General features: G+C 56.7%; 23 protein-coding genes and 9 tRNA genes. 13 read left to right on the top strand and 19 right to left on the bottom strand.

Annotated elements, in window-relative coordinates:
* Positions 1–85: 85 nt before the first annotated feature.
* The 14 genes from HMPREF1206_RS07280 to HMPREF1206_RS07215 all read right to left on the bottom strand — a co-directional run bounded on the left by HMPREF1206_RS07280 (position 86) and on the right by HMPREF1206_RS07215 (position 12,688).
* On the bottom strand, positions 86–838 hold the full coding sequence (locus HMPREF1206_RS07280; protein WP_005511479.1) for a YebC/PmpR family DNA-binding transcriptional regulator: 753 nt from the start codon (positions 836–838) through the stop codon (positions 86–88).
* A gap of 79 nt (positions 839–917) precedes the next feature.
* Entirely contained in the window at positions 918–1,538 is a 621-nt protein-coding gene (pdxT, locus tag HMPREF1206_RS07275) for a pyridoxal 5'-phosphate synthase glutaminase subunit PdxT (RefSeq protein WP_016422679.1), read from the bottom strand.
* Entirely contained in the window at positions 1,538–2,416 is an 879-nt protein-coding gene (locus HMPREF1206_RS07270; RefSeq protein WP_016422678.1) for an acyl-CoA thioesterase II, read from the bottom strand. The genes pdxT and HMPREF1206_RS07270 overlap by 1 nt, the downstream gene beginning before the upstream one ends.
* A 2-nt stretch (positions 2,417–2,418) precedes the next feature.
* Entirely contained in the window at positions 2,419–3,321 is a 903-nt protein-coding gene (gene pdxS / locus HMPREF1206_RS07265) for a pyridoxal 5'-phosphate synthase lyase subunit PdxS (protein WP_005511452.1), read from the bottom strand.
* A gap of 139 nt (positions 3,322–3,460) precedes the next feature.
* The gene (locus HMPREF1206_RS07260) at positions 3,461–3,964 is read right to left on the bottom strand and encodes a hypothetical protein (protein WP_016422677.1); all 504 of its coding nucleotides are present in this window, start codon (positions 3,962–3,964) and stop codon (positions 3,461–3,463) included.
* Between the two features lie 53 nt (positions 3,965–4,017).
* On the bottom strand, positions 4,018–5,160 hold the full coding sequence (locus HMPREF1206_RS07255) for a glycosyltransferase family 4 protein (RefSeq protein ID WP_016422676.1): 1,143 nt from the start codon (positions 5,158–5,160) through the stop codon (positions 4,018–4,020).
* Between the two features lie 2 nt (positions 5,161–5,162).
* Positions 5,163–6,065: a phosphatidylinositol mannoside acyltransferase gene (locus HMPREF1206_RS07250; RefSeq protein WP_016422675.1), complete on the bottom strand. Its 903-nt coding sequence runs from the start codon at positions 6,063–6,065 to the stop codon at positions 5,163–5,165.
* A gap of 11 nt (positions 6,066–6,076) precedes the next feature.
* On the bottom strand, positions 6,077–6,778 hold the full coding sequence (gene pgsA, locus HMPREF1206_RS07245; RefSeq protein ID WP_016422674.1) for a phosphatidylinositol phosphate synthase: 702 nt from the start codon (positions 6,776–6,778) through the stop codon (positions 6,077–6,079).
* Positions 6,772–7,407 (bottom strand): HIT domain-containing protein, encoded by a 636-nt coding sequence (locus HMPREF1206_RS07240; RefSeq protein WP_042388668.1) that lies wholly within the window; start codon positions 7,405–7,407, stop codon positions 6,772–6,774. The genes pgsA and HMPREF1206_RS07240 overlap by 7 nt, the downstream gene beginning before the upstream one ends.
* A gap of 150 nt (positions 7,408–7,557) precedes the next feature.
* Positions 7,558–9,552: a threonine--tRNA ligase gene (gene thrS, locus HMPREF1206_RS07235; RefSeq protein ID WP_231367222.1), complete on the bottom strand. Its 1,995-nt coding sequence runs from the start codon at positions 9,550–9,552 to the stop codon at positions 7,558–7,560.
* Positions 9,553–9,711: 159 nt separating this feature from the next.
* Positions 9,712–10,938 (bottom strand): Dyp-type peroxidase, encoded by a 1,227-nt coding sequence (locus tag HMPREF1206_RS07230; protein ID WP_016422671.1) that lies wholly within the window; start codon positions 10,936–10,938, stop codon positions 9,712–9,714.
* A gap of 286 nt (positions 10,939–11,224) precedes the next feature.
* Entirely contained in the window at positions 11,225–11,833 is a 609-nt protein-coding gene (locus HMPREF1206_RS07225; RefSeq protein ID WP_016422670.1) for a copper chaperone PCu(A)C, read from the bottom strand.
* Positions 11,834–11,837: 4 nt separating this feature from the next.
* Positions 11,838–12,428 carry a copper resistance CopC family protein gene (locus tag HMPREF1206_RS07220; RefSeq protein WP_016422669.1) on the bottom strand — a complete coding sequence of 197 codons (591 nt, stop codon included), beginning with the start codon at positions 12,426–12,428 and terminating at the stop codon, positions 11,838–11,840.
* Positions 12,429–12,613: 185 nt separating this feature from the next.
* Positions 12,614–12,688: transfer RNA gene (locus tag HMPREF1206_RS07215), tRNA-Val, on the bottom strand.
* Positions 12,689–13,047: 359 nt separating this feature from the next.
* Between HMPREF1206_RS07215 and HMPREF1206_RS07210 the strand changes: the two genes are divergently transcribed.
* The 8 genes from HMPREF1206_RS07210 (at position 13,048) to HMPREF1206_RS07175 (ending at position 13,946) form a co-directional block, all read left to right on the top strand.
* Positions 13,048–13,120: transfer RNA gene (locus HMPREF1206_RS07210), tRNA-Gly, on the top strand.
* Between the two features lie 66 nt (positions 13,121–13,186).
* A tRNA-Cys gene (locus HMPREF1206_RS07205) sits at positions 13,187–13,257 on the top strand.
* A 32-nt stretch (positions 13,258–13,289) separates the two neighbouring features.
* Positions 13,290–13,364: transfer RNA gene (locus HMPREF1206_RS07200), tRNA-Val, on the top strand.
* A gap of 27 nt (positions 13,365–13,391) precedes the next feature.
* Positions 13,392–13,464: transfer RNA gene (locus tag HMPREF1206_RS07195), tRNA-Gly, on the top strand.
* Between the two features lie 66 nt (positions 13,465–13,530).
* Positions 13,531–13,605: transfer RNA gene (locus HMPREF1206_RS07190), tRNA-Val, on the top strand.
* A 27-nt stretch (positions 13,606–13,632) separates the two neighbouring features.
* Positions 13,633–13,705, top strand: a tRNA-Gly gene (locus tag HMPREF1206_RS07185).
* 66 nt (positions 13,706–13,771) lie between these two features.
* Positions 13,772–13,846: transfer RNA gene (locus HMPREF1206_RS07180), tRNA-Val, on the top strand.
* Positions 13,847–13,873: 27 nt separating this feature from the next.
* Positions 13,874–13,946 (top strand) — tRNA-Gly (locus HMPREF1206_RS07175).
* A 319-nt stretch (positions 13,947–14,265) separates the two neighbouring features.
* Here the strand turns inward: HMPREF1206_RS07175 and HMPREF1206_RS07170 are convergent.
* On the bottom strand, positions 14,266–14,763 hold the full coding sequence (locus tag HMPREF1206_RS07170) for a ferritin (RefSeq protein ID WP_016422668.1): 498 nt from the start codon (positions 14,761–14,763) through the stop codon (positions 14,266–14,268).
* Between the two features lie 103 nt (positions 14,764–14,866).
* Between HMPREF1206_RS07170 and HMPREF1206_RS07165 the strand changes: the two genes are divergently transcribed.
* From HMPREF1206_RS07165 to msrB, 3 genes are read left to right on the top strand one after another with little or no spacing between them, the layout of a single operon-like run.
* Positions 14,867–15,679, top strand: a complete 813-nt coding sequence (locus HMPREF1206_RS07165) for a dihydrofolate reductase family protein (RefSeq protein WP_016422667.1) — start codon at positions 14,867–14,869, stop codon at positions 15,677–15,679.
* Between the two features lie 11 nt (positions 15,680–15,690).
* The gene (locus tag HMPREF1206_RS07160) at positions 15,691–17,079 is read left to right on the top strand and encodes a glycosyltransferase family 87 protein (protein WP_224792280.1); all 1,389 of its coding nucleotides are present in this window, start codon (positions 15,691–15,693) and stop codon (positions 17,077–17,079) included.
* Positions 17,072–17,497: a peptide-methionine (R)-S-oxide reductase MsrB gene (msrB, locus tag HMPREF1206_RS07155; RefSeq protein WP_016422665.1), complete on the top strand. Its 426-nt coding sequence runs from the start codon at positions 17,072–17,074 to the stop codon at positions 17,495–17,497. Before HMPREF1206_RS07160 ends, msrB begins: the two co-directional genes overlap by 8 nt.
* Before the next feature lie 91 nt (positions 17,498–17,588).
* Here the strand turns inward: msrB and hemQ are convergent, their stop codons facing one another.
* From hemQ to hemE, 3 genes are all read right to left on the bottom strand, one after another.
* Positions 17,589–18,287: a hydrogen peroxide-dependent heme synthase gene (hemQ, locus tag HMPREF1206_RS07150; protein ID WP_016422664.1), complete on the bottom strand. Its 699-nt coding sequence runs from the start codon at positions 18,285–18,287 to the stop codon at positions 17,589–17,591.
* 86 nt (positions 18,288–18,373) lie between these two features.
* A complete protein-coding gene (gene hemG, locus HMPREF1206_RS07145; RefSeq protein ID WP_016422663.1) occupies positions 18,374–19,852 on the bottom strand; it encodes a protoporphyrinogen oxidase in 1,479 nt (492 codons plus the stop codon).
* A 105-nt stretch (positions 19,853–19,957) separates the two neighbouring features.
* Positions 19,958–21,067, bottom strand: coding sequence for a uroporphyrinogen decarboxylase (gene hemE / locus HMPREF1206_RS07140; RefSeq protein WP_016422662.1), 1,110 nt, complete (start codon positions 21,065–21,067; stop codon positions 19,958–19,960).
* A gap of 170 nt (positions 21,068–21,237) precedes the next feature.
* Between hemE and HMPREF1206_RS07135 the strand changes: the two genes are divergently transcribed.
* Positions 21,238–21,792: a DUF3000 domain-containing protein gene (locus HMPREF1206_RS07135; protein WP_016422661.1), complete on the top strand. Its 555-nt coding sequence runs from the start codon at positions 21,238–21,240 to the stop codon at positions 21,790–21,792.
* Positions 21,793–21,832: 40 nt separating this feature from the next.
* Positions 21,833–23,134, top strand: coding sequence for an HRDC domain-containing protein (locus HMPREF1206_RS07130; RefSeq protein WP_016422660.1), 1,302 nt, complete (start codon positions 21,833–21,835; stop codon positions 23,132–23,134).
* On the opposite strand, the gene HMPREF1206_RS07125 is transcribed toward HMPREF1206_RS07130, so the two are convergent.
* On the bottom strand, positions 23,135–24,400 hold the full coding sequence (locus HMPREF1206_RS07125; protein WP_016422659.1) for a class I SAM-dependent RNA methyltransferase: 1,266 nt from the start codon (positions 24,398–24,400) through the stop codon (positions 23,135–23,137). It abuts the gene before it with no gap.
* Positions 24,401–24,477 lie beyond the last annotated feature (77 nt).

Genomic DNA, 24,477 nt, shown 5'->3' with positions numbered 1-24,477 from the left:
GAGCAATTCAGCGTTGCCGACTGCCCTACCACGGGCACCCTTTAACGCCGAGAAGCCAGTCAGCAGAACCGTCGACAAAAAACGCCTAGTCGTCGAGTTCGGCGATGACCTCGTCGCTGATGTCGGCGTTCGAGTAGACGTTCTGCACGTCGTCGGACTCTTCGAGAGCGTCAATCAGACGGAAGAGCTTGCGTGCGCCGTCAGCATCGAGAGCGACTGTGGTAGAAGCGCGGTAGTCCTGATCTGCGGAGTCGTACTCCATTTCGGCATCGACAAGAGCGGTGCGGACATTCATCAGATCGGTAAAGGCGGAGACAACCTCGAACTTTTCACCCAGGTCGTTGACTTCCTCTGCACCGGCATCGAGAACCGCCATGAGCAGGTCATCCTCGGTCAGCTCGCCCTTCGGCAACTCGACGACACCCTTCTTTTCGAAGAGGTACGCCACGGCGCCGTTGTCCGCCATGTTGCCGTTGTTTTTGTTGAACGCCGAGCGCACATCGGAAGCAGCACGGTTACGGTTATCCGTCAGGCACTCCACAATCAAAGCGACGCCACCAGGTGCATAGCCTTCGTAGACAATGGTCTCCCAGTCAGCACCGCCGGACTCCTCGCCGGAACCACGCTTGCGGGCACGCTCAATGTTGTCGTTGGGAACCGAGGCCTTCTTGGCCTTCTTGATCATGTCATCGAGGGTGGGGTTACCAGCAGGATCACCGCCGCCGGTACGAGCCGCGACCTCGATGTTCTTGATCATCTTTGCCCACTCTTTGGCGCGCTTGGCGTCATTAGCAGCTTTCTTGTGCTTTGTGGTTGCCCATTTTGAATGACCCGACATGTGCTAGTTCCTACCAATCCTCTCGTCAATACCCATATAGCTGGGAATTAGTCAGGTGTTCATTATACAAACTGGGGATTTAAATTCCGACAAGCTCTCGCAAAAAGAACTCGTGGAGCCGAGTCTCCCCCGTCGACTCCGGGTGAAAGCTGGTGGCCATCGCAGCTCCCTGCCGTACTCCGACCACTGTACCGGCGGTCTCTCCAGCCGATTCTGGCACCCGCGCTAGCACCTCAACGTCGTCGCCGACACGCTCGACCCATGGGGCGCGAATAAAGGCGGCGTGCACAGACGACTGGTCACCACCAATCGCCAGCTGCGGGATATCCAAGTCAGTTTCAAAGGAATCCACCTGACGGCCAAATGCGTTACGACGGACCGTGATGTCAATCGCTCGCAGGTTTACGGCATCCGGACGGGTATCGAGCACTTCGTCGGCAAGCAAAATCATGCCTGCGCAGGTGCCATATGCCGGAAGGCCATCGCGGAGGGCTTCCCGCAGCGGGCCTTCAAGCTCATTGAAGACCATCAACTTGCTCATGGTCGTGGACTCGCCGCCGGGCAAAATTAAGCCGCTAAGTCCCTCCAGGTCACGGGGCAAGCGCACCTTTCGGTGCGGGACGCCGAGCTGGTCAAGGACATATCCGTGTTCGGCAACGTTGCCCTGAAGAGCGAGGATACCGATTGTTTCCTGTGTCATTAATCTAGGTTCTCACTGCGAGCATCGAAGTTCGTCGCCACTGGCACGGGCTCGACACCCGGGGCCAGGCTTCGGGTCAGCCCTTCCTGCGTGACGACGGCCACGAGCTCGCCCTTTTGGTTAAAAATGCGACCGTGAGTCAGTGCGCGACCCGCATGCGCTGATGGTGAAATCTGGTCGTAGAGCAGCCATTCATCCGCACGGAACGGACGCATAAACCACATCGCGTGGTCGAGGCTGGCTTCCTGGACCTCAACGCCTGGATGCGGAACGAGTGCCGATGACAGCAAAGTCATATCCGACATGTACGCCAGCGTGCAGACGTGGAAGGTCTCGTTATCCGGCAGGCGATCCTTGCACCGGAACCACACCAGCTGCTGAGACGGGGTGTATTTGTTGTGTTCGAACTGATCATCCGGCACTACCCGGATATCCCAGTCCGCCCACTCGCGCATTAGTAGACGACGTGTGTTCGTCATCTCAGAGGTGTCGGTGACCACATCTTCAGGATCTGGCACCTTGCGCATCACGTCAGAGTGCTCGAGTCCCTCATCCCCCTTACGGTGGAAGCTGACCTGCATGACGAAAATCGTACGGCCATCTTGCACAGCTTCGACGGAACGGTGGCAGAAAGACCGGCCATCGCGAATTCGCTTGACCATGTACACCGTCGGGATATGGGGGCGGCCCGGGCCTACAAAGTAGGCGTGGAGGGAGTTCACCGCGAAGGTATTACCCACCGTGCGCGTCGCCGCGACGAGGGACTGGCCGGCAACTTGGCCACCGAAAGTGCGCTGTAGGATTGACTTAATGACTGGGCCACGGAAAATGTCCCGGTCAATCTGCTCCAGATCTAATACCTCGCGGATGTTAGCCATTTTTACCAGCCACGCTCAGCGAGTCGGTGCGGCTGCGGAATCTCGTCGACGTTGATACCGACCATTGCCTCGCCGAGCCCGCGGGAGACATCAGCGATGACCTTCGGATCATCGTAGTGCTGAGTTGCCTGGACGATAGCCTTGGCGCGCTTCTCCGGATCACCGGACTTGAAGATACCGGAGCCAACAAAGACACCCTCAGCACCGAGCTGCATCATCATTGCAGCGTCAGCCGGCGTTGCAATGCCACCTGCGGTGAAGAGTACGACCGGCAGCTTACCGGTCTCAGCGACCTCGCGTACCAGCTCGTACGGTGCCTGCAGCTCCTTGGCGGCAACGTAGAGCTCGTCCGGAGCCATAGAACGCAGACGGTTAATTTCAGCGCGGATGGTGCGCATGTGAGTCACAGCGTTGGAAACATCACCGGTACCGGCCTCACCCTTCGAGCGAATCATGGCAGCGCCCTCGTTGATGCGGCGCAGAGCCTCACCCAGGTTGGTCGCACCACAGACGAACGGCACGGTGAAGTCGAACTTGTCGATATGGTTCGAGTAATCGGCCGGGGTCAGAACCTCGGACTCGTCAATGAAGTCAACACCGAGGGACTGCAGAACCTGTGCCTCAACAAAGTGGCCGATACGGGCCTTGGCCATAACCGGGATGGAGACGGCATTGATAATGCCCTCGATCATGTCCGGGTCGGACATACGCGACACGCCGCCCTCTGCGCGAATATCGGCGGGGACGCGCTCCAGCGCCATCACGGCAGTTGCGCCGGCATCCTCAGCGATCTTGGCCTGCTCCGGAGTAACGACGTCCATAATGACGCCGCCCTTCATCATCTCAGCGAAACCACGCTTCACGCGTGCAGTGCCCTGCCCGGAGTTGTTCTCAACCGTGCTCAACGAACCCTACTTCCCTAATACAACTGGTGAATGTGACTGTTTGTAGTCGTTTAACACTATAACGCCTGGACTAGACAGTGCTGTTCATTGAGTCAGAAAACACGGCGAACTTCCAGCACAACGGCGGGATTTCCCACAATTAAGCTGTTGTCAGTCCATCTGCAACATCGAAATATTCCGGTTCAGGTGCAGTACCCGCCAGCCGCAGCGCGCGCACTAGCGGCCTGGCTCGCAGTGCTTTCGTATCCGTCACCGCATCATTGTAGAAACGGCGGGCGAGCTCGAGCCGCGTGTGGGCGTCAGAAAGCTCAATTGCCATCGTTCGGTCCACAGGCTGTTCCTCATAGAGCGCCACAATTTTCCTAGTCAGTTCGTTTTCCACGTCAGCGCGCTGTCCAGTGTTGTTGGCTCGAAGTGGTGTGGCTTCCACCTTCGTCACTACGCCGGCGAGTTCCGGGTAGGCGGCACGAGCGACTGCAGCCCTTCGCCCCAACGCTGCTTCCAGTGAGGAACGCGCCAAGTCGGTGCGAATGTGCATACGGTTCAAACGCGTCGCTGTCGATGAAGCCACCAAACCGCTAACGAGTACGACAATCAGCGCAATGACCAGGACAACGACCCAGATTGGAACGGTTACGTCCACCGAAAACCCACTTTCACTCCGCTGCGTTTAATCAGCTGCCACGACGGAAATCTTTATGGCGCAATGACGACCTTTTCGCCATCCATGCGCACCGTATCGTACACACGCAGAACGCCGTCGGCGACCTGCGACCAGTCATACTCCCAAGCCCGTTTATGCCCGAGTGCGCGAAGCTCCTCCCCCAACTTTGGCTGCGTCAAAAGGCGTACGACTGCATCCGCAAGGTCTACGGAGTTACCGTTTTCAAAGTGAAGCCCGTAATGGCCGTCGTCAAGCACGAGTTTGAACGCATCGATGTCGCTGGAGATCACCGGCGCACCCGCCGCCATCGCCTCTACCAGCACGATGCCGAAACTCTCCCCACCGCGCTGCGGGGCAATGTACGCATCCGCATCGGCGAGGATTGACGCCTTAGCATCCTCCGAGAGTCTGCCGACGAAATGCAGGACATCTGCGTTTCTGCCCGCTTTACGACGAGCTGCCGCGACATCACCATCACCAACGACACAGACCTCAAGCTGTGGAATCTCCGCACGTATTGCTGGCAGCGCGTCGAGCAGAACGTCAAAGCCCTTGCGGGATTCGTCGAAGCGTCCGAGGAACACAAGCCGATAGAACCCCTCACGCCGCGGCGGGATCTCGGGCAACGATGAGGCGGCCGGGCAGGACTCGAAATCTCCAATACGGACACCATTGGGAATGAGTACCGGGTCGCCGCCGAGTTGCTCAACCTGCCAGCGACGTGCCACTTCCGAGACAGCGATGCCTCCCCGAATGCGTTCAAGGTACTTCCGCAAAAATGGCGTGGCCAGCTTCAATGCCAAGGAGTCCGTCGCCGCAGAGTGATAGGTCGCGACAATTGGACCGACCGAGTTTACTAACGACAACATTGAAAAACTGGGCGAATTCGGCTCATGGATATGAAGAATGTCAAAGCTACCTTCCTCAATCCATGTGCGGACTCGACGGCTCGTGCGGGGACCAAAAGACAGCCGAGCGACCGAGCCGTTATACGGAATCGGGATGGCGGCACCACCTCGAACAACGAAATCCGGAACGTCCGCCTGCACGCTAGCCGGGCCGATAAGACTGATCTCGTGGCCGCGACGGATGAACTCCTCACACAGGTCAATCGCGTGAGCTTGAACCCCACCTGGGACATCGAACGAGTACGGGCACACCATTCCGATTCGCACGGCTACTTTGACCTCTTCTTATCCGCTGGCCACAATGGCTGCATCATGTGCCAATCCGCTGGATGCTGAGCAATATCAGATTCAAAAACTGTAGCGATGTCCTGGACAATGTCAGCTAGATTGCGCCCCTCAGTCGGCACGAAGGGATGCGTTACAAAACGCCAACCATCGCGCGTGTAGGACAGGCCCGCGGGCATAAGCCGAGCGCCCGTGTCCTGTGCCAGCTTTGCTGCGCCGACCGGCATTGTCGTCTGCTCGCCAAAAAAAGTGACCGGGACCCCGTGGCCGCCGAAGTCACGATCAGACAGCAGGCACACAACGCCACCTTCTTCCAATCGCTTCTGGAGTTCCGGCATCGCGGGTTTGCCACCGGTAAGCGGGAGAATGTGGAATCCGAGGGATTCGCGGTACTCCACGAAAGCGTCGTAAAGCACCTCTGGCTTCAGCCGTTCCGCCACGGTACTGAACCGGCCATGCCGGGAAACGAGCCACATACCTGCCATATCCCAGTTACCAGAATGCGGCAGCGGGATGACGATGGAATCTCCTGCCTCGAGGGCCTCAGCAACTCGTTCGAGTCCATCGCTGGTGGACTCGACCGTGTCTGCCAACTCTGGCGACGCGATGGAGGGCAACCGGAATGCCTCCACCCAATAACGTAGATAGGAACGCATGGAAGCCCGAATAAGACCTTGCGGCACTTCCTCAGGTGGGCAGCCCATAACGCGAGCCAAGTTCTTGCGAAGCTGGCGGGTAGTCGCGGGATTTGCTGCTACACGATCGGCGGCTATGTTGCCGATACGGTAGGCCACGCGTTCCGGCAGCAGACCAAAAATCTTCCACCCGGCCATATAGCCGAGCGCAACGAAATCATCTTTCGAGCGAGGCAGGAAGAAACTAGTCATTGTATCCTCATTTAGTTGTAGGAATCAGCCGAACCCGTGGACTTCGGAGCAGAGTCAGGGTTAATAGATGAACTATCAGCTGCGCCTTCTGGCGGGGCGATGGGATCCAACGCTCCTGGCTGCTTAGCCACCATGTACAAGCGCTGGACGACGGTGAATACCGACCCAATCGCCAGGAGCCACATCGCGACGTAGAGGACATAGTCCACGCCAAGCCCCTGGAGCCCAATGCCGATTAGACCGATAATCAGGCGCTCCGCACGTTCGACGAGACCACCGTTGACCTTAAGGGCGCTGGCCTCTGCCCGAGCCTTAACGTAGGAAATGACCTGGGAAGACCCCATGGTAATCAGTGTCAGAATAAGCAGCACTGGATCCGCGTCATGGTGATACACCACCCAATACGCTATCGCCCCGAACAGTGCAGCATCAGTAATGCGGTCACAGGAAGCATCCAGCGTCGCTCCGTATTTCGTTCCCTGCCCTCGAAGTCTGGCCATCGTGCCATCGAGCAGGTCAAAAGCTGTGAAAATAGCGATTGAAACCGCAGCTGCAAAAAGATGGTTGGTAGGAATCAGGATTACCGCAAGCAGAACGGAAACTGCAGTTCCCACCAGGGTGACCGTGTTCGGGCTAATCCCGACCCGCAAAAGTGCAGCGGCTACCGGTTCAACTACTGGGCGGATTGGAGCCCTGCCACGGACACTCAGCATGCTGCCCCATCCTCCTGATTGAGGGCACGCCAGCCGTCGGCAAGCAATTCGCGCGTCTGACGAAGCGCCTGCGGTAGCACCTTGGTGCCGTCGATCACGGTCATGAAATTGCTGTCGCCGGACCAGCGCGGCACAACGTGCATGTGCAGGTGGTCAGCAACCGAACCGCCGGAGGCCTTGCCCAAGTTGAAACCTACGTTGACGGCGTGCGGACGCGAAACCGATTTGAGAGTACGAACCGCATGCTTAGCAAACCGCATCATCTCGGCCGTTTCTTCGTCGGTCAAGTCCTCAAGGTTGGCGACTTCGCGATATGGAACCACCATGAGGTGCCCTGGGTTGTACGGGAACAGATTCAGAACGGCGTACACCCACTCGCCGCGAGCGATAATGAGTGCTTCCTCATCGCTTTGCTTCGGCAAATCAACGAAGGGGTTACGGGATGGCTTGGAGTTATGTACACCACGCTTGACGATGTAGTCCAGCCGGTACGGTGCCCATAAGCGCGTGAGCCGATCCGGTTCGCCGTAACCGCTGTCGACGTATACGCCATCAGACGATTCCTGCTGGCCGGCATTGCCCTGCTGCTGCGGAGGCAACTCTTCACTTCCCGACTGATTCACTGCCATCCCCTTCGTTGCGTGACCGGGCCCCATTCGAGCCCCGACCACATATGTTTCTCTGCTGTAGTTTACGACTTCGCGGTCAACTTCTTTGGATTACCACGCGTGGTTCACCAGTTAAAACAACGCGGTCGAATAAGAGAGCGTTAGCGACCTCTAGAGAGCAGAGACATTCTCCTTGTTCGGCTGTTCGTTATTCCGCGAAGCAACCCAATCACAGATGATGTCCACAGCCTTCTCAACTGCCACCCCGTTAATCTGGGTGCCATCGAGGAACCGGAAGCTGACGGCACCTGCCTCAATGTCGCGGGCACCAGCCAGAATCATGAACGGAACCTTGGCCTGGGTGTGGTTGCGAATCTTCTTCTGCATGCGGTCATCCGACGTATCCACGTGGACGCGGATGCCACGAGACTTCAGCTGTGCAGCAAAGTCCTCCAGGTGCGGGATACAGTCATCCGCAACCGGGATACCAACAACCTGTTCCGGCGCCAGCCAGGCGGGGAAAGCACCCGCGTAGTGCTCCAATAGGACGCCAAAGAAACGTTCGATGGAGCCGAACAGCGCACGGTGGATCATAATCGGGCGCTTCTTGGTGCCGTCAGGTGCGGTGTACTCGAGCTCGAAGCGCTCCGGCAGGTTGAAGTCGAGCTGAACGGTCGACATCTGCCAGGTGCGGCCGATGGCATCGCGGGCTTGGACGGAAATCTTCGGGCCATAGAAAGCGGCTCCGCCCGGATCAGGAACGAGCTCGAGGCCAGAAACATCGGCAACGCGCTGGAGAATTGCCGTGGACTTCTCCCAAATTTCATCCGAGCCGACGAACTTCTTTTCGTCCTTCGTAGACAGTTCCAGGTAGAAGTCATCCAGGCCGTAGTCACGAAGAAGCGAAATGATGAAGTCGAGGACACTAGTGAGCTCTTCTTCCAGCTGATCCTCGGTGCAGTAGATGTGGGCGTCGTCCTGCGTAAAGCCACGGGCTCGGGTCAGACCGTGGATAACACCCGATTTCTCGTAGCGGTAGACGGTGCCGAACTCGAACATACGAATCGGAAGTTCACGGTAGCTGCGACCACGCGATGCAAAAATGAGATTGTGCATCGGGCAGTTCATCGGCTTGACGTAGTAGTCCTGCGGAGCCTTGGTGCAGTTGCCGTGTTCGTCATATTCGCCGTCGAGCTGCATCGGCGGGAACATGCCATCCGCGTAGAAGTCCAGGTGACCGGACTTCTTGAACAAGTCGCCCTTGGTTACGTGCGGGGTGTTCACAAAGTCATAGCCCGCTTCGATATGACGGCGACGGGAATGCTGCTCCATCTCGTTGCGGATGATGCCGCCCTTGACATGGAATACCGGGAAACCAGAACCAATCTCATCTGGGAAGCTGAACAGATCCAGCTCAGAGCCCAAGCGGCGGTGATCGCGCTTCTCAGCCTCGAGCATGCGGTCAAGGTACTCATCTAGCGCTTCCTTGGACTCCCACGCAGTGCCGTAAACACGCTGCAGGTTATCGCGAGACTGGTCACCACGCCAGTACGCAGCGGAAGAACGCGTGATCTTAAAAGCAGGGATGTAGCGGGTGGTCGGTACGTGCGGGCCGCGGCAAAGATCAAACCACTCGGTCTCACCGGTACGCGGATTGACGTTGCGGTATCCGGTCAAGGTCGTGCCTGCACCACCGACGTCGACATTGGCCTCATCATCTTCGGACACCTTGCCGGCCGACTTTTCAACAATCAGCTCGAGCTTATACGGCTCGTCGGCAAGCGCTTCCTGCGCCTCATCAGCAGACTCGAACGCGAAGCGTTCGAACCGCTGACCAGACTTGATGATCTTCTTCATACGCTTTTCAATGCGCTTGAGATCCTCCGGCGAGAAAGGCTCATCGACACGGAAGTCGTAGTAGAAACCATTGTCGATGGCAGGGCCGATGCCCAGCTTCGTCCCAGGGAACTCCAACTGCACGGCCTGAGCCATCACGTGAGTCGCAGAGTGGCGAATGACATCACGACCGTCCGGAGTATTCGCCGGAACGGGCTCGAAGACGGTTTCCACTTCTGGCTTAAAGGACAGATCCTTCAAATTGCCTTCAGGATCGCGGACACAAACGATGGCGTCAACGCCCTTGTTCGGGAAACCCAGGTCTCTCATCGCCTCGCCCGCAGAAACTCCTACGGGCACGGAAAACGGTGCTGGGATTGCAAATTCTTCTGACACGGCGTGCGTGTACTCCTTTTCAAAGTGTCTTCGAAAATCACATACCTGGTGACCTTCGTCAGTCGTTCACACACTTTACCGCACGGTCAAAACTCAGGCCTCGAAAAGGTCCTGCGCCCAGTACTCCTCCTCAGAAGTTCCTCGCGGCATAACAAACACGGCGGATCCAATGTGGAAAATCCACTGATTGAGACGGTCGTTCTTGGACAGCCGCTCCTGAATCGGATTGAACTGCTCCAACGGGTCCTTCTGGAAACAAATGAATACCAGGCCGGTGTTGGTCTCGAATCGACCATTCGGTTCCGGTGGCAGGTCATAGTTGTAGACCCGTCGCAGAATCCGCTGATTAGGTTTCTCCTTCGGAGGCATGGACAGTGCAACATGGCTGTTCGGATCCGTCAGAGGCAGACCATATTCATCAGTCTTCGCCAGGTCGACGGTCTCAAACTCGTCCTTACCTCCAATTGGCGCACCGGTGCCGATATCTCGGCCGGTAATAACAGTGCGGCTTTCGCGGTCCAAGACATCCCAGCCTGGAATATCCATTTCGATACGGCGGACAACCATCGCTGTACCGCCCCGCAACCAATCCGGGCCACTGTCAATCCACACTTGCTTGTCGAATTCTTCACGAGTGCGCGGGTTGACCGTACCGTCCTTCTGACCGAAGAGATTGCGCGGGGTCTCGCCTTCCTGCCTAGAACCATTGGCGTGCTGGAAACCAGCTTGCACCCAATGGACGTCCAAATAAGAGCCCGAATTTCGGATCATCATTCGGGCCGCGTGGGAGACCATTACCGGGTCATCCGCACAAATCTGCAGGCACAGGTCTCCACCGTTCCACTCCGGGCGGAGCTCATCGTTAACGTACTTTGGCAGATCCTCCAGCCACTCGGGCTTCTGGTCTTCCCTATCGATGATTGTGAAGAAGTTTTCCCCATATCCAACTGTGATAGTCAGATTGGCCGGACTCCCCATGAGCTCAGGCTCCAAGTCCGTTCGAGTAGCCTTGCCGGCTGTCATTCGGCGAGCGTCATCGGTCCAGGCACGCATGAGGTTTTGGAGACGATTGCGATTAACCCCCTTCTTTACGTTGAAGGCTATTAGCCATAGATTCGCCTGTGCGGGCGTCGCAATCCCCGCCTGATGAGCCCCATCAAAAGGTACGGTTGCTGTCTGCAAAGGCGGTTTCGGCGGCTCTTCCTGTGGACGTTCCAACCCAATCGCCTGGGCTTCCGGCGCCCCCAGGGCGAGCGCTGAGGCTCCTGCGGCGGTGCCGAGCCCGCCAAGAAAACGCCTTCTAGAAAAGCCTTCGGACATGTTGTGCACTCTTACCTTTCTGATTACTTCAAACTGGAGCACATAAGGTGGCTGGGAATCCAACGATTTTTCAATGGCTTCAACGCAACCACTGGCCTATCCAATTCGACCGTATCGAAAACCTTTTTCGGAAAAAGAAAGGCGCCGGAGTTCGATGCATATGCCGCAATAACCTGCCAACTCCAGCGCTTCTGCCACCATTAGATCCAGTTAATCAATTCCTCGACGTACCTGAGCTCACGCCCGCTTTACGACGAGCCATTGCTTGACCAACTTGTCACAAGAATTAGTGGTGCGAGTGATCCATCTCACCGCCGCCCATATGCTCTGGGTTGTTCAGGTCACCGTCATTACCGTAGTCCTCTTCGCCCGCCGGCTGGACACGAACCTCAACGTCCTGGGTGATGCTAGAGCCGTCGGAAAGCTCAATGACGAGCTTGTACTCAGCTCCCACATCCATAGCTTCATCATTGTCCATGATCATGAAGTGAGTGCTACCCGGTTCGAGAACGAGTTCGCCATTAGCCGGAATCGTCAGACCTTCCGGCACCTCGAACATCTTGCCGTCCTTGGTGTCGTGCTGCTCGAACTTCGTGCCCTCCTTCAGCCCCTCAAGCTTGAAGGAGGAAACCTTGATGTCCTTATCGGTGTTGTTGGTCAGCGTACCGAAGATGGCAGTCATGCCCTTGTCAGCCGGCTTTTCCTTGATGTAGGCATCGGCCAGCTGTACAGCAGCATCGCTCTTCTCCATCTCAGAAGTAGCCTCGGTCGCAGCGGAGGTTGCGGACTCAGTCACCTCAGCAGCAGTGTTATCGTCGGATGAGCAACCTGCTAAAGCAAGGGTCAGAGCTGCGGAACCAGCAATCAGTGCAGTTGCAGTGCGATTGAGTTTCATGTGCCTATTTTGCCTTTCGATTAATAACGGTGACGACAGCGGCGATGATGACGATAAGTCCACCACCGAGGCCATAAGCCCATAGCGGTATTGACTTCGTTTCCTCGGCGTGTGCACCGGTTTGACGAGATTCTGCCCCAGCTTCGGCTGCGCCAGCAGCATCCGGATCAGCCACTGAGAAAGAGGTCTTTCCTCGGGTGGAGTGACCATCAGAGGAGGTAATCTGGAAACCAATAATGTAGTTGCCAGGCCCTGGATTAATCTCCTCAGGAATATCCAAAGAGACCTCATTACCCACTACTTCTGGCTCGTGGGAGTACAGGACTTCCTTGGCATCTGCATCACTAATTGCAACGGTGTTGAAGTTGTTCTTGGGGTTGCCGGAGAACTTGAGAGAAACGTGGTGCGGAAATTCATCGAGAACCTGCTTGTCGCCTGGATTCGATGACAGGACGGAATCATGAGCACTCGCAGGGACTGCATTGATAACGGACGCGCCGGCAAAGACCGCAAGCGCCGCAGCGGCGGCTACCGCACGTCGGAAACCCGACTTTGAGAACCGAAACGTTTCGCCTGAAGCGACCCGGGGACTCACTAGAACAGTTCAACTCCTTTAAGCGGGACAGTTCGAGAAGAACAGCAGTAGTATGACCGCTGCCCTTGTACCTATTGTCGGATGGTAGCCCAGAAAAGTTCCCGAGAGAGACGAATATAGTTCAGGTCACACAGCAAAACCCCGGCCGCGCCGTTTTTATACGATGCGTCGACCGGGGTTTTAAATGGTAGTCCCAACTGGGTTCGAACCAGCGACCTTTCCGGTGTGAACGGAACGCTCTTCCACTGAGCTATGGGACTGGGACAGAAAAGCACTAAGCCTTTGCTGCTCTGCGGAATAAGTTAGCACGCGTTTTGGAGATTTCCCTAATTGAGTTGCGTTGCGTTTGCGATTGCGCAGTTCGAAGATTTTTTACCGCATCGATGGAACTCCATGACGATAGCGACTCGATAGGCGCCCAGTAACAAACCCGCGAAAGCGAATAAATGACATTGTTGCGATTCAGAGGCATCAAAGATTGGTCTTTAGCCCTACGCCCACAGGGACAATACAGATGTTCACCTGGTAATTTGTAATCAATCGCACAATCACGCTAAAGTATCTTTCGCACCGCAAGGGAGCAATTGAGATTTTCTTTTCGCCCTCCTTGCAACGCGATGCGGATGTAGCGCAGCTGGTAGCGCATAACCTTGCCAAGGTTAGGGTCGCGGGTTCGAGTCCCGTCATCCGCTCTGGTTTCTCAAGAAGTTAGGCCCTGTGGTATAACTTCGAGGCAACCACTGAGGCGGCAGCCTCACGGTGGAATGGCCGAGTGGCGAGGCAACGGCCTGCAAAGCCGTGTACACGGGTTCGATTCCCGTTTCCACCTCAGCAGAGATTCCTTACCGGTTTCGATGTATTGCGCGATTAGCTCAGTGGGAGAGCGCTTCCCTGACACGGAAGAGGTCACTAGTTCAATCCTAGTATCGCGCACCACGTAAGCCCTTATGGGCGAACGTATTTGCGGATGTAGCGCAGCTGGTAGCGCATAACCTTGCCAAGGTTAGGGTCGCGGGTTCGAGTCCCGTCATCCGCTCAGTGCAAAGCCCCCTTCTCTCAGAAGGGGGTTGCGCATGAAAGCTTTTATATAGCTTTTAACCCAGCGCGATTAGCTCAGTGGGAGAGCGCTTCCCTGACACGGAAGAGGTCACTAGTTCAATCCTAGTATCGCGCACCACGTAAGCCCTTATGGGCGAACGTATTTGCGGATGTAGCGCAGCTGGTAGCGCATAACCTTGCCAAGGTTAGGGTCGCGGGTTCGAGTCCCGTCATCCGCTCAGTGCAAAGCCCCCTTCTCTCAGAAGGGGGTTGCGCATGAAAGCTTTTATATAGCTTTTAACCCAGCGCGATTAGCTCAGTGGGAGAGCGCTTCCCTGACACGGAAGAGGTCACTAGTTCAATCCTAGTATCGCGCACCACGTAAGCCCTTATGGGCGAACGTATTTGCGGATGTAGCGCAGCTGGTAGCGCATAACCTTGCCAAGGTTAGGGTCGCGGGTTCGAGTCCCGTCATCCGCTCAGACTAACTCCCTCCCGGGTATCCGGGAGGGAGTTTTCGTTTAACCTCAGTCAAGCAACCAATTTCATTGAGCCTTACCCCCCCCGTGTTAAGTAGCAAGACATGTCTTTCACCGGGCGTCTCGGCTGCCAAGTTTTCCAATTCGGCGGGCTTTGCTGAGCAGCTCACTCGCTTAGGACTATGAATGATCAGCCCATGGCAGCTCCACGAATTTAGGTTTGACTCATCGATTGAGGCTCCAGCTGAATAGAAATGACCGCCCCAGGCACTTAGCCCTGAAGCGGTCTTTTCTATCAAATTTGTGAACTGAACTCGAGGTTACGCTGCGTCGCGAGCGCCGAGCTCCTTGTCCAGGCGCAGCAGGCCAGCGCCATCGTCACCCAGAATCTCCAGGCGACCGATGATGCCGCGGACGGTGTCCTCTTCCTCAATCTGCTCAACTACGAAGCTATCCAGCAGCGGACGAGAGTCGATGTCACCTTCGCTGTCAGCAAGGTTGCGCAGGTTACGGATAGATGCCGAAACCTTCTCCTCGTGCTCGAGCGCAATGCGGAATGCATCGATAGCGGATGTGACCTTCACCTCCGGCGCCTCGACGGCGCCGATCTGCGGGCGATTGTCGCGAGCGTCAAGGTGGTTAATGAACTGGTTGGCGTGATCGATTTCTTCCTCCGCCTGTGCACGCATCCACTCTGCCATACCAGAAAGGTCCAGCAGGTCCAGCTCGATAGCGAGCTGACGGTAGACGTGCGAAGCGGTGAGCTCCATAGTGATCTGGTCGTTGAATGCCTTTTCAAGGGTATCTGTGAGTCGCATACCTCCACTATAGGCAAAACCCTCGTAAACAACAACGATTATGGCGCTGCCCTTATAAGCCAGGCCTTGCCTACTTTGCAATCGTGAGCTTAACCTCAGCGGTATGGCTACACTCACATCCGCAAACCCATCTACCGATGAACTTCTTCACTTTCTTTCCCGACCAGCACAAACGACACCTGCTTCAGCGCCGGAGCTCCCCGCCACTCCCACAGTCACCGCCATCGCCGTCACCAGTATGGACGGACGTGGCGCCATCGAAGGCACCTCAGGACAGCTTGGCAATAACACCGACGCCACAATTTTCAACACGCTTCGTGCGCTTGCCGACGTCGTTTTCGTCGGCACGGGCACCATTGTCGCAGAAGACTACGGCCCAGTTGAGATACCGGAGCACCTAGAGGCCGTTCGTCAAAAGCTTGGTCGCTCTGAGCATGTGGCAATGTCCACGCTCTCGCGTTCCTTGGACTTGGACGTAGAGTCCGACTTTTTTACAAACGCAGAAGCGAATCCTCCGATAATCTTCACCCCTACTGAGGACACTTTTAATAGCGAAGAGGAAACAGCCGCGCACGAGAACAAAGTTAAAAAGATAGAGTCAGCCGGGGCGCTCGTCGTTAAGCTCCCTAACCCCTCAGTAGGTGCGGCGATAACGTGGCTGGCCGAGCACGGCTACCGCGACATTGTCGTAGAGGGTGGTCCGACGATGTATCGAGAGGCGTTGCAGCAAGGGTGCGTTGACGAAGTGTTCCTGACGTTGTCGCCGACGTGGGTGGGTAACGGTCCCCTGACTTTCGGCGAGAACGCCCCTGAAGAGGAATCGAACTCGACGAACCCGCAGGCTTTTGAAGTGCGGGGTATCCTACGTTCCGACTCACACATCTTCCTACGCTATTCCCGCAGCTTCACCCAGTAGGGTGGAGTATTGTGAGTAAACCAAAAATCGACGTGAGCGCAAGCGCAACGGCATTAACGCAAACGTCCAAGGACACGCCAGGAACACCTTCGGTGGCTCCACGCCCTCTGTCTCGGCAGGTGTCGCGAGGACTCAGCGCTTTCTTGTGGCCTATCGCAGCTGTGGTAATTTTTCACCGCACCTGGGTTTTGCCGAAAGACGTGTCTGGCACAGATGACTTTACGACGGTCTGGTCAGCAATTAATCGATTCGTGTCGCAGGTACCCGTTTATTCGGAAGACTACGTAACAGCCGATCCGCACTATCTGTATTCCCCAGGCGCTACCCTACTTTTAGCCCCGATTGATTTGTTCGGCTCGCTTGAATCGGGCCGAATCTGGTTTGCGGTATTTCAGTCAGCTGCAATCATTGCGGCAATTGTGTTGCTACTCAGGTGGCTTGGTATTGCGCGCTCTGGCCCCATCATTCCAGCGTCGATAGCACTGCTTTACCTCACGGAACCCGTTACCAACACGCTTGATTTTACGAACGTCAACGGTTCACTGTTCCTTGCATTAGTGCTGTTTTTTATTGCACTGACCGAGCGACGCAATATCCTGGCCGGCCTGATTATCGGTATCGCAATCACTATCAAGCCCGTATTCTTGCCAATGCTGTTCCTACCGTTCATGCGCAGGCAGTTCTCTACGATACTGACCAGTATCGGGGTGGTAATTGCAGCCAATGCCGTTGCGTGGCCGCTCATGGTCCAACCACGTGACTACCTAGATATCACTATCCCCTACCTGGGAGTTGTCCGTGACTTTGCGAATGCTTCACTGACTGGGCAGCTTGTTTGGCTGGGTGCCCACCCGACATTGATCTTGCTGTGGCAAATCTTTTTCGGCATTTTTGTCTTGGTATCTGTCGTTCTCCTTCTTCGCTGGCTCGAAAGGGATGAGAAATTCTGGATTGCTACAACTTCCGGAGTTCTCTTCACCGGCGCGTTCTTCCTTTCCAGCCTAGGACAGCAGTACTACTCGATGACGCTCTTGCCAATGGTTCTCACCGTGCTTCGCCCATTGGTTTTGGATTGCGACAATGAAGGAAATATTGGTTCGACTGTCATGTTGAATTGGGGCGCAGGACTCGGAGTCGTACTCTGTTTCTTCTACGCCAATTGGTGGATTGATGAGGATGACCTATTTTTCCCGTGGTTCACGGTTGCAATCGGCGGTATTGGATGGGCCGTTCTTATTCTCTCCATCACGGCAGCACTGATTCGAATGACGATTGTGGATGCCGTCAATGGGCGTAGCTTTGCATCCGGCTTCAGCTGGCTGGGTGACTGGAAGATCGCAGGCGGGAAGTTTAATCAGGAATCTGATCTCAAGTCTGAGGAGGCTATTCAGAATGGATAATTCGCATAGCGAAGACTGGAATCTAAGCGAAGAAGAATGGCGCGAACTCCTCAGTGTCGCAGAGTACCAGGTTTTGCGTCAGGCAGGTACTGAACGCGCCTTCACCGGTGAGTACACCGATACTAAAACTCAAGGTGTATACCGCTGCCGGGCTTGTGGTTACGAGCTGTTTCGCTCGAACGAGAAGTTCGACTCTCACTGCGGTTGGCCATCTTTCTTCTCTCCACTAGCAGGAGACCGCATTATTGAGCGACGAGATACGAGCCTCGGTATGGTCCGCACCGAAGTGCTGTGCAGTCGTTGCAAGTCTCACCTCGGCCACGTCTTTGAGGGAGAGGGATACAATACTCCAACCGACCTGCGTTATTGCATCAATTCAATTTCACTCACGCTGGAACCGGACAAGACGGCTGAATAACCGGATAAAGAAACAGCGCCGCTGGTCACAATCCCGTCAGTTAACGGGGCTTGACCAGCGGCGCTGCTGATTTTCTCGTAGATTGCACGGGCTACGGCAGAACGTTGATAATCTCCGCGATGTCATCGACGCGACGGCCCGTGTGGAACGGAATCTCTTCGCGGACGTGCAGACGAGCCTCGGTGTAACGCATCTTCCACATCAAGTCCACAATGCGGTCGAGCTCCGGCCCCTCGAATGCAAGGATCCACTCGTAGTCGCCGAGTGCGAACGCCGGGACAGTATTGGCGCGCACATCCGGGTAGTCACGACCGGCCATACCGTGTTCAGCAAGGATGCGGCGACGCTCGGTTGGCTCCAGCAGGTACCAGTCGTAGGAACGGACGAATGGGTAAACCGCAATCCATCGTCCTGGCTCTTCACCCATGATGAACGACGGCAGGTGCGACTTATTGAACTCAGCTGGACGGTGCAGCGCAGCGTTCGACCAGTGCGGGGTGGATGCCTGGCCCAGCGGAGTCTCGCGCAGGAAAGCGTTGTAGAACGCCTGCAGATCTTCCAGTTTCTCTGCGTGAATCCAGAACATGAAGTCAGCTTCAGCACGCATGGCCGAAACGTCGTAGAAACCACGGATGATCAGATCGGTGTCTTCGTAACGAGCCAGGAATTCCTTGGTCTTAGCCACTGCCTCTTCGCGGTTTTCTCCGAGTGCGCCCGGGGTCACCTTGAAGGTAGACCACATGGTGTAGCGGATGGTGTCGTTGAGCTTCTTGTAATCGAGCTTGGTCATCAGTTCTCTCCTAGTTCGGTTGAAAAGTCTGTTCAAAAATTCAATGGTTCGGCGCCAGTTTCGTACTCAGCACCAATCTCGCAGCTTTATCCCAGCTCCGCAGCAATCTTGTTAGCCGCAGCCTTGGCGTTGGAAATACACTCCGGAATGCCCGGGCCACTGAGCCATGCCCCTGTTGCTGCAAGCTTAGGCACCTCGTCCAACTCGTGGCGAGCAAAATCCATCAAACCTCCATGCCCCATATCGAAGCGTGGAATCCCTGCCCACCAACGCTGGACGAAAACCGCTGTCGGTTCAGCATCAAAGCCAGTCGCCTTAGCCAAATCCGCCTTTGCCCTGGCGATGAGGTCTTCGTCGCTGCGATGCACGTGCGAGTCATCATCAAAACGGCCGAAACTTGCCCTCACAACGGCACCGTAGCGCTCACCAATATGTGGCCACTTTCGGGACGACACTGTGAAAGCTTTCGCGGACAGGTCCGCACCAATCTCACACAACACGCCGTTGATCTCCGGCAGTCCGTCCGATGTGTCGAAACACATACCGACCACCGCCGAGTTCGACGTGTCTACCCCACCGATAAGCTCTGCCGCCTCTGGAGCAAGGCTGCTCAACAGCTCTGATGTGGTTGCAGAAGGTGCCGCCAGGACAACACCGTCGACGTCGATCGTGTTAACGCTCGTGCCGCTTTCCGACGGCGCTTCCACTGTCACCTCAAAGCCATTGTCATGCTGCCGCAAGCCAGCAGCCTTCGTCGACAAGAGGAGTTCGGCTCCCGATTCGTCGGCAAGCGTGTTGTAGAGGACCTCGAAGCCATCTCGGAACGTTTGGAAGACTACCGGTTGCTTCGTCTTCGCAGAGTCTGTCGCAGCCTCACTGCTCAGACGCGCCTGCTGCGCCTGCTTACGTGCTTCCAGAACGCGCTGGACAGCGCCGGTGAGGCTGACATGATCACCGACACTGGCAATTTCATCAAGCGCTGCCGCCAGCTGTGGGATGGTCGCACGCAGGCCCAGATTGTATGCGGTGGTTGAGTAGACGCCCCCGAGCAGCGGGGAGACGATGCGGTCAACCACTTCTTCACCGAGACGCGCCGCGACCAGCTGGCCGACATTCATGTCGTCGCCCAGTACCCAGTGCAAGGCTGGAGTGAGCTCGGGGTTCGACTCAGCATCAATCTTGGCGAGGGTGGCCTCGCTGAGGAGGTAGCCCAACCCTTCTGAACTTCCTGGAATACCGGTGACCGTGTTACGCGGAAGGTCCTTGAGTTCACCGCCAATGTAGAGCTTGGAAGGCAGCCCCGAAGGGGCGACTAGCTGATCTGCCAACCCGAGTTCCTTGAAAAAATCGGTGGCATCGTGACGGAACGCCAGGTACGCCTCAGCGCCCGCTTCGAGAGGGCCGTTAGTTCCTGTTCGAGTCTTCAGCTTGCCGCCGACCTGTGCACTGGACTCGATGACAATTATTCTTGCGGCGGGTCCGAGCTTTTTACGCAACTCATACGCTGCGCTCAGGCCGGAGATACCGCCACCTATGACGGCAATGGTAGAAGGTTGTGCAACCACGGTATTTCGTACGCTTTCTCTATGCCCGCGCCTCGAGCGGGCACGGTCGATAAGACTTGTAGGAAATTAGCTAGTGCGTGTTTTACACGCCTGTTGCGTCGGCTTTTACGTTGCGTGAATGATCTCAACGGCGCGCGTAATCGCGTCGGCATCGGTATTCGGTAGCACCCCGTGACCCAAGTTGAAGATATGTCCACGGGCGTCACCACGCTTAATTGCACGGTCCGTCTCAGAGCAGATGCGCTGAATCTCTTGGGTCATTGCATCTTCACCGGCAAAGAGAATCGCCGGGTCAAGGTTGCCCTGCAATGCAAGGCTGTTTTCCGCCGGGTCTGCGCCTCGGTGAACGTCGGAAAGCGTGGCACGAATGCGGTTGGCAGCAACGTCCAGTGGCACGCGCCAGTCGACGCCCATGACTTCTGGGCCGGCTTCAGCCATCGCACCGAGAAGCTCGCCGGTGCCCACACCGAAGTGGATGCGCGGAATGCCGGCGTCGGCGACAGCCTGGAAGATTTCCTTCGAGTACGGCAACACAAAGCGGCGGTAATCACGCTCGGTGAGATAGCCAGCCCAGGAGTCGAAGAGCTGAATAGCGTCCACACCAGCGCCAATCTGCGCGCGCAGGAAAGCAATCACCATCGGAGTGATTTTCTGCATCAGGTGATCCCACAATTCAGGGTCCGAGTGCATCAGCGCCTTAGTGCGCTCGTGATTGCGGGATGGACCGCCTTCAATCAGGTACGACGCCAAGGTGAACGGTGCACCGGCGAAACCAATGAGTGCCTGGGTATCAGTCAGCTCTTGCAGAATGAGGCCGATACCCTCGGCCACCGGAGCGAGTTGCTCTTCCGTGACTTCCGGTAGAGCCTTGATGTCTGCTTCCGAGCGCACCGGAGTATCCATTACTGGACCGCGGCCAGGAACAATATCCAGGTTGACACCCGCAGCCTTCAGCGGCACGACGATATCGGAAAAAAGAATCGCAGCATCAACGTCGTGCCTACGTACCGGCTGCATAGTAATCTCAGCGAGCAGTTCCGGACGGAAACAGGAGTCCAACATACCGATGTCCTTGCGCACCTCACGGTATTCAGGCAGTGAACGACCGGCTTGCCGCATAAACCACACCGGGCGGCGCGACGGAGTTCGACCGTAAGCTGCATCAAGAATCGGGGCATCAGTCAAAGTGCGACGATTGTTCATACGGACAATCATGCCCCACTTACCTTAGAAATTGATGTGTGGGGTACTAAGAACAGGGAAATCGCTCGCCCTGCTGTGCGTTTTCGACGAACCGCTTGGTCGCTTCCCACTCTTTTCGGCGCGCCTCCCACTAACGCAAGCGTCATATGGCTAAGTTCAGGCGCGTGAATGGAACCGATTCAATGCCACAGAACTTCCGCGCCGCGGTCCAGTCAATGCACTCTGCTGAACTGCGACCTGAGATTGCTCTGGGCACCGTTCGGCCACCGCAGAAGCTGGCACCGTTTAGCCACGCTGTCTCGCTTGAGGTCACGCAGCCCGAAGCTGATATCGTCCCCGAGTCCTCGGACGACGATGCCTTTGGTCGTTTAATTTTGCTCCATGACCCCCGCAGTGAGGAAACCTGGGACGGTGACATGCGCTTGGTTGCATACATCCAGGCGGATATGGACGCCTCCCTCGCGGAAGATCCGCTGCTTCCCCAGGTTGCCTGGCAATGGCTCACCGAGGCTCTGGCTGAGAACAACGCCGAACTGTCGAACTTGGGTGGCACGGTGACTACTACGAACTCTGTCCGCTATGGCGAGATCGGCGGCAAGCCACAGGCCTTTCAATTAGAAATGCGCGCATCGTGGACTGCTCGTGGCACCGACCTGCGCACCCACGTTGAATCCTTCGCTCAGGTACTAGCGAACGTCGCTGGTCTGCCACCCGTCGGCGTTTCCCTGCTGGGCTGATACCGGCGACTGCTGATACCGACGACCGAAGAGGCGTGCGATGAGCTCCGACGTGGAAACTAGTCCCGACGTAGAAGTAAGACTTGCCCCAGCCGAGGGAACTCCACGCGTGCTTTCTGCCATCGACGACATTATTGACGCCGGTGAGCAGCTGGCCAAAGGACACGGTTGGCTCGCAGTCGATACTGAACGAGCTTCGGCATATCGCTACGACGACCGCGCCTTCTTGCTTCAATTTCGCCGCCGTGGAGCGGGCACCTTTCTCATCGATCCCGAAGATGGTCGCAAGGCGATGGCCGTTTTCGGTTCCTCAGTCAACGACCTGACCTGGATTATTCACGCCGCTCATTCTGACCTTCCCTGCCTCGCAGCTCTGGGTCTCTACCCCACCAAAGTCATTGACACTGAGCTGGCCGGCCGCCTTCTCGGCCTGGAGCGAGTCAACTTAGCAGCTCTGACAGAGCGACTCCTCGGAGTTGGACTTGCCAAGGGGCACGGTCGAGAGGATTGGTCTACTCGTCCACTGCCAGCAGATTGGCTGGACTACGCAGCCTTGGATGTCGAGCTGCTCATCGAACTCGCCGAGGTTCTTTGTCAGGCGCTGACTGAGCTCGACCGTTTGGAATGGCTGGAACAGGAATGCGAACGCGAACTCGCTCTAAACCGTAAATACCTCGATGGTCTGCACGTCGGACACTCGTGGCAGGGGCTCAAAGGGATTGGGAAGCTGCGCACTCCCGAACAACTTCACGTCGCCCGTGCACTGTGGACTGAGCGTGACGAAATCGCGCAGCGCCGTGATGTCTCCCCAACACACGTCATGGGTCACAGCGTTCTACGTACAATCGCAGAACAACTCCCCGGTACGCAGCGTGAACTAACTGCAATCCGTGGATTTCCACGTCGCCGTCGCGGTGCCGCGGACGCTTGGTTGAAGGTCGTTAATGAAGCCCGTCAGGAACCCAGGTCGTCATGGCCGAAGCCCCAGAAGCAGGCTCCCAACCAGATGCCCCACTTTCGCCGTTGGGCTGAACATGCCCCACAAGCCGCCGAGATTTTCGAAACCACGCGAGACTGCATCGACAACGTCTGTGCCCAAATACACCTGCGCAAAGACACACTCATCACTTCCGCGCAGACACGTGAACTGGTGTGGTGGATTCACAGTCGCGCAGTCGGCTCATTCGTATTCCGCCACCACGACAACTACGCTGGCGGCCTGCCAGCCGTTACAGAAATCTCCGCTCACCTCAGGGAACAGGGTTTCCGCCCATGGCAGGCACATTTGCTTGCCGACGTGATCGGCGCCAACGTTCTTGCGCCCATGCGGCAGCCACTCTAGCTACAGCTGCTCCAGCACCGCGATGGTTTCAAAGTGATGCGTTAGACCAAATGCGTCCACGACCTCGAGGTGTTTGAACGCGTAGCCATAGTCAGCCCAGTACCGGGCATCGCGGGCAAAAGTCGCCGGATCGCAACCGAAATGTACGACCGTGCGTGGCTTTGCCTCAGCAATAGCGGCAATGGCATCCTTACCAGCACCGGAGCGCGGAGGGTCGAGAACGACGATATCCGGGTTTGGTGTTTCCGCATTAGCAACTTCGCGGCGCACTACCTTGGTGACATCCCCGGTTACGAACCGGACTGGTGCCGCAGGCGACGCATTTCCACTGTGGTCAGCTGCAGTGAAAGCCTTGCGCCCCGCCGTCGCGGCCGCGGCAAAACCCTCGACAGAGAGAATTGAACCCTCTGCGTCAACTAGCTTGCGCAGTGCCGCCGACAGAACGCCTGCGCCACCGTAAAGATCCCAACCGCAGGAGAAAGACTGACCAACCAACAGGTCGATGATGCGCGATCCATAGAACTCAGGGGCATGGCAATGGGCTTGCCAAAAACCGGTCGTCGGCACATCGAAAGTAATTCCGTGAACGGTGTGCTGTGTAGTTGGCTCGCCTTCAATCAACGTTTGCGTGCGGTTCCTGCCGCTGCCGGAAACGTATACAGCACTTCGGTTACCCTCCGTGTCCATGGCCACATGGAGTTCTCCTGGCTTCGGCTTCTTGCTCCCTCGACCGCGAGCAGGCTTAGCAACAGGGATGGTTCCGGCCGTCGAAAAGCCAGCGATGAGATTGGGAACTGTTTGGACGCACTCGGAGCCGATGACGAGCTCGTGGGAACGGGAACGACGTAATCCCGCTCGTCCCTGGGAATCCACACCCAGCCGCACGCGCGTGCGCCAACGGGAGGTCGGAGCCAGTGGAAGAACATCGATAGCTGGCAGCTCGTCGGCGGTGAAACGTCCAAGACGGCGCAGGCAATCGGTCAAGACATCAGCCTTGAGACGCGCCGCGTGCTCAGGATCAATAAAACCCCAGTCGCAACAGCCCGCGCCCTGCTGAGCTGCTTCGCAACGCTGCGAAATTCGATGCTCTGAGGCATCCAGAACCTCAACGACATTGCCGCGCCAAAGCTTGGCATCAGGTTTGGCAATTTCGACAACAACGCGTTCGCCGGGGATACCGCCGGTGACGAAACCGATACGTCCGTCATAGCTGGCAATGAATTCTCCGCCGGCAGCGGGACGGTCAATAGTCACTTCGATGTTCACGCAGTGTGATACTACCCGCTGACAAGAGAAAAGCCGCCGTCGGGTGACGGCGGCGGGCAGTGCACAGTGGCACCTGC

Source organism: Corynebacterium sp. HFH0082 (assembly GCF_000411235.1).
Classification (GTDB): Bacteria; Actinomycetota; Actinomycetes; order Mycobacteriales; family Mycobacteriaceae; genus Corynebacterium; species Corynebacterium jeikeium_D.
This window is presented reverse-complemented; position numbering and strand designations above follow the sequence as displayed.

Bases quoted from the DNA above. Each gene is read 5' to 3' on its own strand.
- HMPREF1206_RS07280 (WP_005511479.1), bottom strand. From the start codon at position 838: ATGTCGGGTCATTCAAAATGGGCAACCACAAAGCACAAGAAAGCTGCT.
- pdxT (WP_016422679.1), bottom strand. From the start codon at position 1,538: ATGACACAGGAAACAATCGGTATCCTCGCTCTTCAGGGCAACGTTGCC.
- HMPREF1206_RS07270 (WP_016422678.1), bottom strand. From the start codon at position 2,416: ATGGCTAACATCCGCGAGGTATTAGATCTGGAGCAGATTGACCGGGAC.
- HMPREF1206_RS07250 (WP_016422675.1), bottom strand. From the start codon at position 6,065: ATGACTAGTTTCTTCCTGCCTCGCTCGAAAGATGATTTCGTTGCGCTC.
- pgsA (WP_016422674.1), bottom strand. From the start codon at position 6,778: ATGCTGAGTGTCCGTGGCAGGGCTCCAATCCGCCCAGTAGTTGAACCG.
- HMPREF1206_RS07240 (WP_042388668.1), bottom strand. From the start codon at position 7,407: ATGGCAGTGAATCAGTCGGGAAGTGAAGAGTTGCCTCCGCAGCAGCAG.
- thrS (WP_231367222.1), bottom strand. From the start codon at position 9,552: ATGAGAGACCTGGGTTTCCCGAACAAGGGCGTTGACGCCATCGTTTGT.
- HMPREF1206_RS07230 (WP_016422671.1), bottom strand. From the start codon at position 10,938: ATGTCCGAAGGCTTTTCTAGAAGGCGTTTTCTTGGCGGGCTCGGCACC.
- HMPREF1206_RS07225 (WP_016422670.1), bottom strand. From the start codon at position 11,833: ATGAAACTCAATCGCACTGCAACTGCACTGATTGCTGGTTCCGCAGCT.
- HMPREF1206_RS07170 (WP_016422668.1), bottom strand. From the start codon at position 14,763: ATGCGACTCACAGATACCCTTGAAAAGGCATTCAACGACCAGATCACT.
- HMPREF1206_RS07165 (WP_016422667.1), top strand. From the start codon at position 14,867: ATGGCTACACTCACATCCGCAAACCCATCTACCGATGAACTTCTTCAC.
- msrB (WP_016422665.1), top strand. From the start codon at position 17,072: ATGGATAATTCGCATAGCGAAGACTGGAATCTAAGCGAAGAAGAATGG.
- hemQ (WP_016422664.1), bottom strand. From the start codon at position 18,287: ATGACCAAGCTCGATTACAAGAAGCTCAACGACACCATCCGCTACACC.
- hemE (WP_016422662.1), bottom strand. From the start codon at position 21,067: ATGATTGTCCGTATGAACAATCGTCGCACTTTGACTGATGCCCCGATT.
- HMPREF1206_RS07135 (WP_016422661.1), top strand. From the start codon at position 21,238: ATGCCACAGAACTTCCGCGCCGCGGTCCAGTCAATGCACTCTGCTGAA.
- HMPREF1206_RS07130 (WP_016422660.1), top strand. From the start codon at position 21,833: ATGAGCTCCGACGTGGAAACTAGTCCCGACGTAGAAGTAAGACTTGCC.